At 38.3% G+C, this 14,545-nt stretch carries 13 protein-coding genes; 12 read left to right on the top strand and 1 reads right to left on the bottom strand.

Translation table 11 applies throughout. The annotated features are described in order from the left end of the window. From L1S31_RS10415 to L1S31_RS10370, 10 genes are all read left to right on the top strand, one after another. Entirely contained in the window at window positions 1-1,161 is a 1,161-nt protein-coding gene (locus L1S31_RS10415; protein WP_236464670.1) for a glycosyltransferase family 4 protein, read from the top strand. Next, window positions 1,154-2,296 (top strand): hypothetical protein, encoded by a 1,143-nt coding sequence (locus L1S31_RS10410; RefSeq protein ID WP_236464669.1) that lies wholly within the window; start codon window positions 1,154-1,156, stop codon window positions 2,294-2,296. Before L1S31_RS10415 ends, L1S31_RS10410 begins: the two co-directional genes overlap by 8 nt. After that, window positions 2,289-3,296: a sugar-transfer associated ATP-grasp domain-containing protein gene (locus tag L1S31_RS10405; RefSeq protein WP_236464668.1), complete on the top strand. Its 1,008-nt coding sequence runs from the start codon at window positions 2,289-2,291 to the stop codon at window positions 3,294-3,296. The genes L1S31_RS10410 and L1S31_RS10405 overlap by 8 nt, the downstream gene beginning before the upstream one ends. Before the next feature lies 1 nt (window position 3,297). Further along, on the top strand, window positions 3,298-3,903 hold the full coding sequence (locus L1S31_RS10400; RefSeq protein ID WP_236464667.1) for a sugar transferase: 606 nt from the start codon (window positions 3,298-3,300) through the stop codon (window positions 3,901-3,903). Window positions 3,904-3,909: 6 nt separating this feature from the next. Then, complete coding sequence (locus L1S31_RS10395; protein ID WP_236464666.1) at window positions 3,910-4,542, top strand: NeuD/PglB/VioB family sugar acetyltransferase; 633 nt, start codon at window positions 3,910-3,912, stop codon at window positions 4,540-4,542. Continuing rightward, window positions 4,539-5,096 carry a sugar transferase gene (locus L1S31_RS10390; protein ID WP_236464665.1) on the top strand — a complete coding sequence of 186 codons (558 nt, stop codon included), beginning with the start codon at window positions 4,539-4,541 and terminating at the stop codon, window positions 5,094-5,096. Before L1S31_RS10395 ends, L1S31_RS10390 begins: the two co-directional genes overlap by 4 nt. 3 nt (window positions 5,097-5,099) lie before the next feature. Continuing rightward, window positions 5,100-6,242 (top strand): DegT/DnrJ/EryC1/StrS family aminotransferase, encoded by a 1,143-nt coding sequence (locus tag L1S31_RS10385; RefSeq protein ID WP_236464664.1) that lies wholly within the window; start codon window positions 5,100-5,102, stop codon window positions 6,240-6,242. Window positions 6,243-6,271: 29 nt separating this feature from the next. After that, window positions 6,272-8,221 (top strand): polysaccharide biosynthesis protein, encoded by a 1,950-nt coding sequence (locus L1S31_RS10380; protein WP_236464663.1) that lies wholly within the window; start codon window positions 6,272-6,274, stop codon window positions 8,219-8,221. A gap of 96 nt (window positions 8,222-8,317) precedes the next feature. Continuing rightward, window positions 8,318-9,079 carry a polysaccharide biosynthesis/export family protein gene (locus L1S31_RS10375; protein WP_236464662.1) on the top strand — a complete coding sequence of 254 codons (762 nt, stop codon included), beginning with the start codon at window positions 8,318-8,320 and terminating at the stop codon, window positions 9,077-9,079. Between the two features lie 6 nt (window positions 9,080-9,085). Next, on the top strand, window positions 9,086-11,494 hold the full coding sequence (locus L1S31_RS10370) for a GumC family protein (RefSeq protein ID WP_236464661.1): 2,409 nt from the start codon (window positions 9,086-9,088) through the stop codon (window positions 11,492-11,494). Between the two features lie 9 nt (window positions 11,495-11,503). Here the strand turns inward: L1S31_RS10370 and L1S31_RS10365 are convergent, their stop codons facing one another. Then, a complete protein-coding gene (locus L1S31_RS10365; protein ID WP_236464660.1) occupies window positions 11,504-12,247 on the bottom strand; it encodes a tyrosine-protein phosphatase in 744 nt (247 codons plus the stop codon). A 155-nt stretch (window positions 12,248-12,402) separates the two neighbouring features. Here L1S31_RS10365 and L1S31_RS10360 point away from each other — a divergent pair, with 155 nt between their 5' ends. Both L1S31_RS10360 and L1S31_RS10355 read left to right on the top strand, forming a co-directional pair. Then, entirely contained in the window at window positions 12,403-13,272 is an 870-nt protein-coding gene (locus tag L1S31_RS10360) for an ABC transporter permease (RefSeq protein ID WP_236464659.1), read from the top strand. Further along, entirely contained in the window at window positions 13,272-14,537 is a 1,266-nt protein-coding gene (locus L1S31_RS10355; RefSeq protein WP_236464658.1) for an ABC transporter ATP-binding protein, read from the top strand. Before L1S31_RS10360 ends, L1S31_RS10355 begins: the two co-directional genes overlap by 1 nt. Window positions 14,538-14,545: the final 8 nt, after the last annotated feature.

The following is a 14,545-nucleotide window of genomic DNA, read 5'->3' as shown; positions in this document are numbered from 1 at the left end:
ATGAGTAAAATTAAGGATAGAAAGATAGTTGTCGTCAATCAGGCTTCGAATTATCTTACTGTTGGTTTTTGTAACGCTTTCGCAGAAAAGTTCGAAAATGTAGCGTTGGTTACCGGAAGCATCCACATTCAGGGCGAAGAACTCAATAAGGATGTTGATGTTACCTATATCAATAAATGGGTCGAACGTCCGGCAAGCAAAAAGTTTCTTTCCTATATCATTGCCTGTTGGAAAATCTTTTGGCTTTTGATGACCAAATACCGTAAACACGAAGTGTTTTTTGTTTCGATTCCACCAATGGGATACTTACTGAATTTATTGGTTTCTAATAGATTTAGTATGGTGGTTTGGGATGTTTACCCCGATGTTTTCAAGATTACAGGAATGAAGGAAACGCATCCGGTTTACCGAATATGGGCATTTTTAAATAAAAAATCATTTAAAAGCGCTTTCCGATTATTCACGATTGGTGACAAGATGGCCGAACTTCTCGAAGTTTATGTATTAAAATCCAAAATCATTATCCAGCCAATTTGGTCTATTTTCCAGGCAAATGAAAGGGTTTCTAAAGAGGAGAATCCATTTGTCAAAGAACACAACTTACAGGATAAATTCATCATTCAGTATTCAGGAAACATCGGACTGACACACAAAGTTGAGGTTGTGGTTCAGTTGGCTGAATTATTAAAAGATAATAACGATATCATTTTCCAGATTATTGGTCGTGGCCCAAGAGTTCCGGCTTTGCAGAAAATGGTTGAAGAGAAAAGCCTGCCCAACTGTACTTTCCTTCCGTTTCAGTCGGATGAAATGTTCCCATTTTCGCTTTCTGCAGCCGATTTGGGAATTGTGATTTTGGACGAACTGACTTCCAAAGGAAGCGTTCCGAGCAAATCGTACAACCTGATGAGTTACGGAATCCCATCGGTTTACATTGCCGGTGAAGATTCGGAATTAAATACGTATGCCCACAAATATGGTGCAGCCGAATGCTTTGCAGAGAAAGATTTGGCGAAAGCCAAAGATTTTATTTTAGACTTGAGCCAGAACAAACAAAAATGGAACACTATGTCGGGTAACGCGATTGCCACAGCCCAATTGTTCCGTCGCGACAACGCCGATAAATTTGTCGATTATTATTTGGATCCGCTTCATGGTTAGAAAAATAGTTTCAGGTATTATTTCGAATTTAAAAAACAGCATCGGTTGGAAAACCAATCGGAAAATTGTTGTTTTTTCGGTCGATGATTATGGCAACGTCCGATTGAATTCGGCGCAGGCCAGGAATAATATGGACGAAGCCGGAATGAAAACCTATTCGCGTTTCGATGCTTTGGACACTTTGGAAACGACTCAGGATTTGGAACAACTTTTCGAAGTATTGTCATCGGTTAAGGATAAAAATGGACGGCATGCGGTTTTTACGCCATTTGTGCTTCCGTGCAATATTGATTTCGAAAAGATGGAAGCCGAAGATTTTAGGGAATTCCATTTTGAAACTTTGCCAAATACCTATAAAAAACTCTCAATTCAACAACCTGAAGCTTACACGGGAACCTGGAATCTATGGAAGGAAGGAATCGATAAAGGTCTTTTAAAACCCGAGTTCCATGGAAGGGAACATTTAAACCTCAAGGTTTTCAATGATAAATTGTCGAAACGTGATCCGCAATTGCTGACCGCCTTAAAAAACAAATCCTACACGAGCATTTCAGATGAGGAATACCCAACAATGTCAGCATTTGCAGCATTGGATTTTTGGGAAGTAACGGAAAACGAGGATTTGAAACCAATACTTGCAGAAGGAATAGCGCTTTTTGAGGAAGTTTATGGCTATCGAAGCATTTATTTTACGCCTCCGGTTTTCAGCATCCATCACTCGCTTTTCCAAACGTTAAAAGATAACGGAATACAATTTTTAGACTTAGCTTTGCAGCGTAATGAGCATCAGGGCTTTAATGTTTATAAAAAGTCGCTGAATTATATCGGAAAAAAAACAAAGGAAGGCCTGACGATCATGGTTCGGAATGTGGTTTTTGAACCTACTGAAGACCGAGGAATTGATTGGGTTGATTTTACAATGAAGCAGATTGAAACTGCTTTTCGCTGGAACAAACCGGCAATCATCAGTTCGCACCGGGTTAATTTTTGTGGGCATATCAATCCCAAAAACCGTGAAAAAGGATTGGCTGATTTGAAAAGATTGTTGCAGCAAATTGTAAAAAAATGGCCTGATGTTGAATTCATGTCGGCTGCTGAAATGGCCATGAGCCTTAAAGATAAAAGGAATGTTTAAGAGATTGCTTTATTTAGGATATTACCTGAAGAAGATGGATTGGAAGAAGTTCAAACTTTTCCTGGACCATGCTTCCAAAGTTTCGGGCAAAAGCAAAACCGCACTTTTATCGGATGCTGTTTCCTGCGTTTTCAAATACAATATTTCGCTTTTGGAGTATTTTCAATTCCGATTTTTTGAATTGGATGACCAACAACGTAAAACCTGGGCAGGAACGGGTTATATGTTTGAATACCAATTGCAGATGAATCCGAAAAGTTCCCGTGACATTTTGGATGACAAAACTAAATTTTACCGTTCATACAAGGATTATTTTGTTCATGCCGTTGCAGATATTGCCGATTTGAAAGCCAAACCTGAATTGCTTCAGACACTGCTGAATACACCATCAGGCAAATTGGTTTTTAAGGTTGCCGACGGAAACTGTGGCATTGATGTTTTGATTAAGAGTGCCTCAGAATTTGACGAAAAGAGCCTCATTGATTTTATAGAAAACAGCCAGTTTGATTTGGTGGAAGAGTTTATCCAACAACATCCGACACTAAATAATTTATCGCCTTCAGCGGTAAATACGGTTCGGATTTTTACACAATTGGACGACAATGACGAAGTTGTTTTATTGGGATGCAGGCAACGAATTTCTGTAAATTCATCTGTAGATAATATGGCAGCGGGAAATATGGCTGCGATAATTGATGAACAAACAGGAATAATTACTGATGCCGGAGTTTACAGCGATATCACTAAACCCGAAGAAAAAATACATCCGATAACCGGAGTGGAAATAGTTGGACTGCAGCTTCCTTTTTGGAACGAAACGGTTGCAATGGTTAAAAAAGCAGCAAAGGAACATCCTGAAAACCGTTCGATTGGCTGGGATATTGTCATCACCGAAAAAGGTCCGGGCTTTATTGAAGGCAATCACGACTGGTGCAAATTATTATGGCAATTGCCTGCCAAAAAAGGCTTGAAATCTAAACTGGAACCTTATCTGAAATAAGATGTATAGATTGTTTTTGAAAAGGTTTTTGGATATTTTGGTTTCGATAATCGTATTGATACTTACTTCGCCAATCCTCATTATTGTTTTTTGTATTCTAGGTTTCCAGAATAAAGGTTCGATATTTTTCTTTCAGGAACGACCGGGTTTGAACCAAAAAGCATTCAGGATTATCAAGCTGAAAACTATGACGGATGAAAAAGATGCTGACGGAAAATTATTGCCCGACAATCAAAGGATAACCAAAGCCGGAAAAATCATAAGAAGGCTGTCAATAGATGAATTGCCACAATTAATCAACGTTTTGAAAGGCGATATGAGCCTGATTGGACCGCGACCGCTGTTGTTTAAATACATTCCACTGTATTCAGAAGAGCAGTTGCGACGCCATAATGTACGTCCAGGAATTACAGGCTGGGCACAGGTCAACGGAAGGAATTCCATCAGTTGGAAACAAAAATTTGATTTTGACATTTACTATGTGGACCATCTTTCGCTTTTGCTGGATATAAAAATCCTGTGGCTGACTTTTATAAAAGTTGTAAAAACCGAAGGAGTTAACCAAACTTTAGACAGGCCAATGCAGCCTTTCAATGGAAATAATTAAGAAGCTATGACGCAAAAATTACTCATAATTGGTGCCGGAAGCGTTGGCAAATTCATCGCTTATAATATCAATCAGTTTTCAGAATCCTTTGAAATAATTGGCTTCCTGGATGATGATATCTCAAAGCACAATACAGTTATTGCAGGTTTCCAGGTCTTAGGTCCTGTTGAAAAACTACAGGAGTTTTCAGGAAAAGGCATTGCGATTGTCTGGGGAATTGCTTTTCCAAATATCAAAAAGAAATTATTTGACAAATACCAAAACCTTTCCTTTGATTTCCCAAATTTCATTGCGAAAGCTGCCTGGGTTTCAGAAGCGGTAACTTTTGGGAAAGGCTGTATCATTTATCCGGGAACAACCATCAATTATGAAACTGTGATTGAAGATTTCGTTGTGATCAATATGAACTGCAGTTTGGGGCACAACTGTTCCATAAATTCATTTTCATCACTAGCTCCGGGCGTGAACCTGGGCGGAAATACTTCAATTGGAAGTTGTGTAGAAATGGGAATTGGCGCTTCAACGGTTCAGGGAATCACCATTGGAGACAATGCGACAATTGGCGGACAGGCAATGGTGGTTTCAAATGTTTCAGATGCCGATGTAATGGTTGGCATTCCGGCAAAAAGCATCAAATGAAAGCCATCGTAAAGAGAGTTTTTGATATTATTGTTTCACTGATTGCATTGATTGTATTGTTACCAATTATCATCGTTTCATGGTTGATTTTGATGATAGACACGCAATCCGACGGGCTGTTTTTTCAAAAAAGAGTTGGGCAATATGGAAAGCTGTTTACCATTTACAAACTGAAAACGATGCATCCAAAAACAGATAATATTACTAAAGTTGGAAACTTTTTCAGGAAATATAAATTGGATGAACTGCCTCAGTTTTTGAATGTTTTGAAAGGAGACATGAGCATCGTTGGGCCACGACCCGATATTGAAGGTTACTATGACAGGCTTGAAGGAGAAAACAGGAAAGTATTGGATTTAAAGCCCGGAATCACCAGCGAAGCTTCGATAAAATATTATAACGAAGAGGAAATCTTGGAACAACAGCAAGATGCCTTACATTACAATGACACGATAATTTTTCCGGATAAGGTAAAAATGAACCTCGATTATTATTACAATCAGAGTCTATTATCAGACATCAAAATTATATTTAAAACCATTTTTAAAGGTTAAGAAATGAACAACACAAAAATTTGGCTTTCCTCACCACACATGGGAGGCAATGAACAGCACTACATCAAAGAAGCTTTTGATACCAATTGGGTTGCACCTTTGGGTCCAAATGTTACCGGTTTTGAAAAGGATTTGGAACAATTTCTAAAAGATGATGTACACATAGCCGCATTGAGCTCGGGAACGGCAGCCCTTCATTTGGGCTTGGTTTTGTTGGGAGTTGAAGCTGGCGATGAAGTAATCTGCCAGAGTTTTACCTTTTCGGCATCATGCAATCCGATATTGTATCTTGGAGCAACTCCGGTCTTTGTAGACAGCGAACCTGAAACCTGGAATATGTCGCCAACTGATTTAGAAGAAGCGATAAAGGATAGGATTTCAAAAGGCAAAAAACCAAAAGCCATTGTTCCGGTTCATTTATACGGTATGCCTTTTAAGGCTAATGAAATTAAGGCTGTGGCCGATAAATATCAAATCCCGATTCTCGAAGACAGCGCCGAAGCTTTAGGAAGTACTTACAAAGGCAGGAACTGTGGGACATTTGGAGATATTGCCGCTTTGTCATTCAATGGGAATAAAATCATCACCACTTCAGGTGGCGGTGCTTTGGTTTCGCATTCAAAAGCAGTAAAAGAGAAAACAGTTTTCCTGGCAACTCAGGCACGAGATGCGGCTCCTCATTATCAACATTCAGAAATTGGCTATAACTATAGACTGAGTAATATTTGCGCCGGAATTGGAAGAGGCCAGATGGAAGTCCTTGAAAAGCATATCAATCTGAGACGCGGTATGCATGATTTTTATGTCGATTTTTTTAAGGATGTAAAAGAAGTTACAGTGTTTACTGAACCCAATTCGGATTATTTTTCAAACCATTGGTTGAGCTGCATTGTCATTGATTCCAATGCTTTAGGGAAGACAAGCACCGATTTGAGACTGGCTTTGGAGAAAGAAAATATTGAATGCAGGCCTTTGTGGAAACCAATGCATTTGCAGCCCATATTTGAAAAATACCCTTATTATGGTGGTGAAGTTTGTCAACAACTTTTTGAAAATGGATTGTGCTTGCCGTCAGGTTCTAACATGACCGAAAGTGACAAAAAGAGAATTTCTGATGCGCTAAGCAATTTTTTTAACATTTTTTAACATAAATTTGTAGAAATTGGGTTTTTAGTATGCATGATGTTGTCTTTACATTCCTGAGAAAAATTATCTCAACCAAACGATTTCAAAATATAGGTTATCTGCCAAGATGGATCATCTTTGCAATTGACGTGTTTATCGTTTTGGTGGCTTGTGTCATCACCCAGATTATGGTTTATAGCTTGAATGTAAAGCTGTATCCTACACTTAATCCTTATTTTCAATATGGTTTTGTGGTGCTTATCAATGCTTTCTCATTTATATTTTTCAGGACTTACAGCGGAATCATAAGGCACTCCACTTTTATTGACGGTGTTAAGCTCTTGGTTGCTACAACTGCGGCTTACCTGACTTTGATGGTCTTTAATTACAGTTTGCAGATCATCCTGCATGAAAGGTTCTTCCTGTCAACGGGCTTGTTCATCACCTATGTAATTTCGTTTTTGCTATTATTCCTTTTCAGGATTTTGGTCAAGAATGTATTTGAAACCTATCTTCAGGTTGCCGACACCAATCAATTGACAAAAGCGGTGATTTATGGTGCCGATGCGAATGCGATTTCGGTAGCGAATGCATTAAAAACTGAGAAACCAGCCCGATTCAATGTGGTAGCATTCGTCAATAAATTTGAACAGGCAAAAACCAATAAGAGTATCCTTAACTTGCCCATAATCAATCAGAGGAAAGGCATACATGTGATTTTGAAATCGGTAAATGCCGAAGCACTGATTATTGCTGAAAAAAGTTTGACTAAAGAAGAAACAAGGGCTTTGGTTGAAGAATGCCTTGAATACAATTTTAAGGTTTTCACCGTTCCGTTGATTACCGACTGGGAAGACCAAAACCAAATCTCCAATCAGTTAAAGAATTTTGCTATCGAGGACTTACTGGAAAGAAAGCCAATTGTGCTCGATAACAATAAGATTTCCGACCAGATTAAAGGCAAAACGATTATGATTACCGGAGGTGCTGGTTCGATAGGAAGTGAAATCGTTAGGCAGATCATTAATTTCAGCCCGTATAAAATCATTATCCTCGATCAGGCAGAATCGCCTCTGCACAGTCTGCAACTTGAAATTTCTGAGATTTCAAACAAGGTCAAAATCAGGACAGTTTTGGCTGACATCAAGGATCTTTCGGCACTTGAAATGGTTTTTGAAAAATACAAACCCGATTTTGTTTATCATGCGGCTGCCTATAAACATGTACCATTGATGGAAGAAAATCCGTCACAGGCTATTTTTACCAATGTAATCGGAACCAAAAACCTTGCAGATTTATCCAAGAAATATTTGGTCGAAAAATTTGTAATGGTTTCTACAGATAAGGCTGTAAACCCAAGCAGCGTCATGGGAGCAAGCAAGCGAATTGCCGAAAAATATGTACAGTCGCTGAATTATCATTTGGTAAACTCCAACAAGAAAAACGCAACCAAATTCATTACCACACGTTTCGGAAACGTTCTGGGTTCGAATGGTTCGATAGTTCCTTTGTTTACGAAGCAGATTCAGGAAGGTGGACCAATTACCATTACGCATCCCGAGATTATCCGATATTTCATGACCATTCCTGAAGCCTGTCAATTGGTACTAGAAGCCGGAGCAATGGGTAATGGAGGCGAAATTTATATTTTCGATATGGGTGAACCTGTTAAGATTATTGATTTGGCAAAAAAAATGATTCGCCTTGCCGGATTTATTCCCGACAAGGATATCAATATCAAGATTATTGGTTTGAGGCCTGGAGAAAAATTGTTTGAAGAATTGCTCAACGATGCTTCGAAAACGTTGCCAACACACAACAACCAAATCATGATTGCTCAGGACAGCTGGGATGATTTTGAAGAAGTAAAGGAATCCATTGCCGAATTGGTGACCATCACCAAAAAATATTCAAGCCTTGAAGTGGTAGCCCAAATGAAGAAGATTGTGCCTGAATTCAAAAGCATGAATTCTGAATATCAAACTTTAGATATTGATTAATAAGCTGTTTTGAATCATCAATTTAAATCCGGAAAACCTAAAAAATAATTGTAGATTTGCCCACTAGTAAAATTTTAAATTAACCACAGAAATATAATGTTTAAAAAAATACTCTTTTCCTTAGCGGTTCTCATTTTCCTTGGCTCGTGTGCTGACAAAAAAGACCTTATATACTATCAGGACATCCAAAATAGTTCTCAAACCTCTATCAATTATGTGCCAAATGAAATTCAGATTAATGACATTTTATATATAAAAGTGGATGCCCTGATACAGGATTCGGCTAAGCCATTCAACCTGGATATTAATGCTTCAACCTCTATCAATTTGGATACGTTTAAGGTTCAGGGATATTTGGTGTCTCAGGACGGAACTATCGTTTTTCCTATACTTGGGACATTGAAAGTTGCCGGTAAAACCACAAACGACCTGCAAAAGATGTTGGTTGGGATGCTAAACGACAATGGTTATATCAAAGACGCCAATGTAAATGTCAGGGTGATTAACAGTAAGGTGACGGTTTTGGGAGAAGTAAAAAACCCAGGAACCTATAGTTTCGAGGAGCAAAATATTTCATTGAACCAAGCTATTGGATATGCAGGAGATTTGACCATTTTCGGGAAAAGGAAAGATGTTTTACTGATTAGGGAGAATAACGGAACACGGACTTATGTCAAACTTGACCTGACTTCGTCTGATTGGTTCAACAGCCCTTATTACTACGTAAAACAAAATGACGTAATCGTCGTTAATCCTAATGGAGCGAAGGTAATGTCTTCGGGGTATTTGAGTAATATCGGAAGCATTGTCGGGATTTTGTCTTTTGCGGCAACGCTGGTTTTATTGTTTAAAAAATAATTTTTGATGGAAAATTCACAACTTGAACTGCAGGAAAAGCATAATAATTTCGACTTTTTAGAACAGTTTTTTCTTTACGTACGCTACTGGCATTATTTCCTGATTTCGGCACTGGTTTGTTTTTTTGTTATCAAATATTACCTAAACCACACTGTTCCCGTTTACGAGTCAAAGGCAAAAGTCAAAATCATAGACGATTCCAAGAACAGCATCATCCTGCCAAACAGCCCTGTTGCATTGTTTGGGAAAAATAAGGTAAACCTTGATAATGAAATTGAGGTTATCAAATCCTATCGTATTATGGAACAGGTTTGCAAAAGCCTGAACCTTAATAACCAATACTATAATGTTGGTTACCTGAATAATGTTGAAATCTGGAAAAAGAGGCCTTTCACGATTGAATGGCTCGATAACTCAGCAGAGATGGATGACAAGTCCATTTCATTTGAAATTGAGATTGCCAACAAAGGCTATAAGGTAGTTAGCTCTTCTTCGGGTTCTTCTTCAAGCGTACATAAGTTCAATTCTGTACAATACATCAATGGAATTCCATATAAGCTGTTATTACAGGTTGGAACCAATCTTGATGCTATAAATGGTAGAAAATTCCAGATTGTCCATGCTTCAGTGCGATCTGTAGCTACAGGTTTGGCAAACAGCCTTAGTGTAACCAACAGCAACAAAAATTCAGACATCCTTATACTTTCATTAAATGGTGCCAACAGGGATAAATCCGAAGTAATCCTAAATGAAATCATCAAGCAGTTCGATATTGACGGTTTGAATGACCGCAGATTGGTATCACAAAGAACGATTGATTTCGTTAACGATAGGTTCAAATCTATCGAAAGGCAGTTGGATTCTGTAGAAACCAACAAAGCCAATTACAAACGCAACAATGAGCTGACTTACATTACCGAAGATGCGGTAACGGCGACCAAAGGAAAAGTAGATGCTACGAATGATGTGTTCCAGGTGGAAACGCAAATAGCGCTGTCAAAAGTTTTGGAGCAAACAGTTAAGACCGATAAAAACCTAGAATTATTGCCGGCAAATATCGGTTTAACCAACAATGGAATCAACCAGTACATTTCTGAATACAATGCTGTTGTTTTAGAACGCGAAAGACAAGGCGTTAGCGGTTTGTCTAAAAACCCTATAATCGTTGCACTGAACAATAAGTTATCCAACCTGAAAATCAATATAATTGCATCGATAAAAGCATATCAGAAAGAACTCGAAGTATCGTTATCCAAAAATGATTATATCAAGAATACTTCAAGCAGCAAGTTTAGGGCAATCCCGAATAATGAGAAAGTTTTAAGGGGAATCGAAAGACAGCAGAACATCAAGGAAACCTTGTATTTATTGCTGTTGCAAAAAAGGGAAGAAGCTGCAATCAACGTAGCCATTGCTTCCTCATCCATCAAAATTGTGGATTATGCCATGACCAGTTCAAGTCCGGTTGCACCTAAAAAAGGAACGTATTACCTTGCTGCAATATTGATTGGTTTGTTGATTCCATTCTCAATTTTATATGTTGGATTCCTATTGGATGATAAACTGCATACGAAAGAAGATATTTTAAAATTAACCAGAAACAAAATAATCCTTTCCGAAGTGCCGCATATCACTGGTGAAAACCGATTGACAGGTACAAACGACCGATCAATCCTGGGTGAATCTTTCAGGATATTGAGGACGAACTTAACATACATTTTCCCACTCCAGAAAGAACAGATTGCACAGACAATCATGATTACTTCAACTATTAAAGGGGAAGGAAAAACATTTACAGCCTTGAACCTGTCGATTTCATTTTCGATAATGAACAAAAAAGTATTGCTAATTGGTGCGGATATGAGGAATCCACAATTGCACAATTATCTGAATACCAAGAAAAACCAACAGGGACTTCAGGACTATCTGCATGATGTTTCAGTAGACTGGCACAATACAGTTAATAAAAACTATCTGGATAACAATAATTTGGACATTATCCTTTCGGGAACAATTCCACCAAATCCGGCGGAGTTATTGTCTAACGGACGTTTGGAAAAACTAATCGCTGAGGCCAAAAAAGAATACGATTTCATTATCATTGACACGCCGCCAACATTATTGGTAACTGATACGCTTGTGATTTCGCACTTGGTTGACACAACCTTATATGTTGTAAGAGCCGATTATACGCCTAAGAAAATCTTGGAATTCTCTGTAAACTTAAGTGACAAAGGAAAACTAAGGAATATGGCTTATGTGATTAACAATGTAGGAGCAAACTACAAAGGTTACGGAACGTACGGCTACAACTATAAGTACAATTATGCTTATGGATACGGTTATGGTTATGATGCTGATATGGGCACAAAAAAATCAATCGTACAAAAGATAAAATCTTTCTTTAAAAAATAAAAAAGGGAATTAAAATTTGAAAAAAGAATTGTTTTGAAAAATAGGTGTCATGTATTCGTGATTTTTCAAGACAATTTTTTTATTCATGTATTCTAAATGACGGGCATGGTGAACGTCGGAACCAATAAAATCAATTAGCCCGGCTTTTAATAACAGATCGGCAGTTTTGGCAACCCTTTCTCCATAATAACCCGTCGAAGAAAGCATGTTGAGCTGAAAAAGGCAGCCAGCTTTTTTGAGTTTTTTGTAGTGGCCCAAAGAAGTTTCATGATAAAAATTGTAACGCTCAGGATGCGCCAACACCGGTTGATAACCTGCAACCTGAAGCTCGAAAATAATGTCATACAATTGGATTGGCGGATGCAGATAGGATATTTCAACCAATACATAATTGTCCTTTAAGCACAAAAGTTTTTCCCTTTTAAAAAGCTCCCAGAATTCGGCATCAATCATGTATTCGGCAGCAGCCTTCAGACGAGTGTCAATTTGGGGAATGGTTAAATCTGAAACGGTTGCAGAAAGTTTTTCATTAATTCCTTCGCGGGTATTTTTCCAGACATCACCCATGATATGAGGTGTAGTAATAAACTTTTTAAACCCAATTTCCTCCAGAGAAGTAATAAGCGTCGTGGTATCTTCAATTGTAGCAGCACCATCGTCAATTCCAGGCAATAAATGAGAATGGATATCAATAAAATTATCTGGAATCGTATCTCTTAGAATTGGCTTATTTTGTCTAAAGAAGTGTATCAAAATAATGGATTTAGTATACAAAATTACTCAAATAAAAGCATTTTATCCAAATGTTAACAGTTTGCTGAATAAATCAATTCAATTCTTTTTGTGCACCTTGTGTAATTTATATATTTGCAGGCAGTTAAAACCAAACCAAAAATCAATAAGCACTAATGGATAATAGTAGTCAGTCTCAAAACTGGGATTTAGTCATTAAAGGACATAGTTCGCTTTTTGATGTAAAATTTAAGGACCTTTGGCACTACAGGGATTTACTATTCCTGTTTGTAAAGAGGGATTTTGTAAGTTTCTACAAACAAACCATTTTAGGGCCTTTATGGTTCTTCATCCAACCGATTTTCACAACCATAGTTTTCACTTTCGTTTTTGGAAACCTGGCCGGAATCAGTACCGATGGTTTGCCACAATATCTGTTCTATTTATCGGGAATAACCGCGTGGAATTACTTCTCCGATTGTTTAACCAAAACCAGTACGGTTTTTAGGGACAACGCCAATATTTTTGGAAAGGTATATTTTCCAAGGCTGATCATGCCTTTGAGCATCGTAGTGAGTAATCTGGTACGTTTCGGAGTCCAGCTTTTGCTGATGGTCTGCACGATGGTTTATTTCTATTTCTTTCCAATTCCGGGAACCAGTTTTGAGATTACTGCCGGATTGCTTTTATTTCCGGTTTTGGTAATGTTGATGGCATTTCTTGGATTGGGATTCGGATTGATAATCACAGCAATGACTACAAAATATAGGGATTTAACCTTTTTGGTGACCTTTGGAGTACAATTGTTGATGTATGGTACAACCGTAATTTATCCGCTCAGTTATGCTGAAGAAAAAGGATACGGTTGGATAGTCGACAAAAATCCGATGACGGGAATCATTGAAGGCTTCCGTTATGCATTTCTTGGAAAAGGGGAATTCACGCTGTGGAGCATTGGATATTCCGCCATATTTACTGTTATAATCCTGTTTTTAGGAATCATCATATTTAATAAAACCGAGAAAAACTTTGTCGATACCATCTAATGAGTAAGCCAATCATACATGTTGAGAATTTGTCAAAAGCGTATCAGATTGGGCAAATCGGAACCGGAACCATTTCCCGTGACATCGAGCGTTTTTGGATTACCAAAGTCCTAGGCAAAGATGATCCGTTCCTTAAAATAGGGGAAACCAACGACCGAAGTACCAAAGGCGACAGCGATATTGTTTGGTCCTTACGCGATATCAATTTCGAGATTAATCAGGGCGAAGCGGTTGGAATCATTGGTAAAAACGGAGCAGGAAAAAGTACCTTATTAAAATTATTATCCCGCGTTACAAGCCCAACAACCGGCGAAATAAAGGTAAAAGGCAGGATTGCAAGTTTACTTGAAGTCGGAACCGGTTTCCATCCCGAATTGTCAGGAAGGGAAAATATCTACCTGAATGGCGCCATCCTAGGAATGCGTAAAAAGGAAATCACCCGAAAATTGGATGAAATCATTGATTTTTCGGGAGTTGAACGATATGTCGATACACCTGTAAAAAGATATTCATCCGGAATGTATGTGCGTTTGGCTTTTGCCGTTGCAGCGCATCTTGAAAGTGAAATCCTGATCGTGGACGAAGTCCTTGCCGTTGGTGATGCCGAATTCCAGAAAAAATGCCTTGGCAAAATGGGTGAAATCAGTAAAGGTCAGGGAAGGACTGTTTTGTTTGTAAGCCACAATATGGCGGCCGTAAAAAGCCTTTGCAATAAAGGAATCGTACTTGAAAATGGTTTAATCAAAAAAATGGGTGATGTTGAAAATGTGGTGAGTTATTACCTGACTGGCGATACTGAAACACAGAATAAAAGAACCTTCTCGAGCCAACACGACAAACCCGAATTTGCAATCCATCAGATTGAAGTCAATCCAGTTGGAAAGACCTCAAACGAAATTTTGGACGAATACCAGGAAATCGAAATCAACTGCGATTTTACCTTAAAGGATAGCAGCCGAAACCTTCATGTGACTTTTGTTTTGAGCAATGAAGTAGGCGAGCCTTTGTTTACGTTTTCCCATGTTCACGGCGGATTAAAATTAAAACACGGACTCAACAAAATAAAATGCCGACTGCCAAAAGGATTCCTGAATATTGGTTCCTATTACTTGGCATTATACGTAATTGAAGATTCCAAAAAAACGATATTCGTAGAAAAAGATATCCTGGCGTTCAACGTTCAGGAAGGGGAACGAGCCATCGGAATGTGGATGGGCAAAGAACCAGGATTCATCAAACCAATTTTCGATTGGTCTATTGCATAAATTAAGAA

This window comes from Flavobacterium wongokense (assembly GCF_021608265.1).
Taxonomy (GTDB): Bacteria; Bacteroidota; Bacteroidia; order Flavobacteriales; family Flavobacteriaceae; genus Flavobacterium; species Flavobacterium wongokense.
This window is presented reverse-complemented; position numbering and strand designations above follow the sequence as displayed.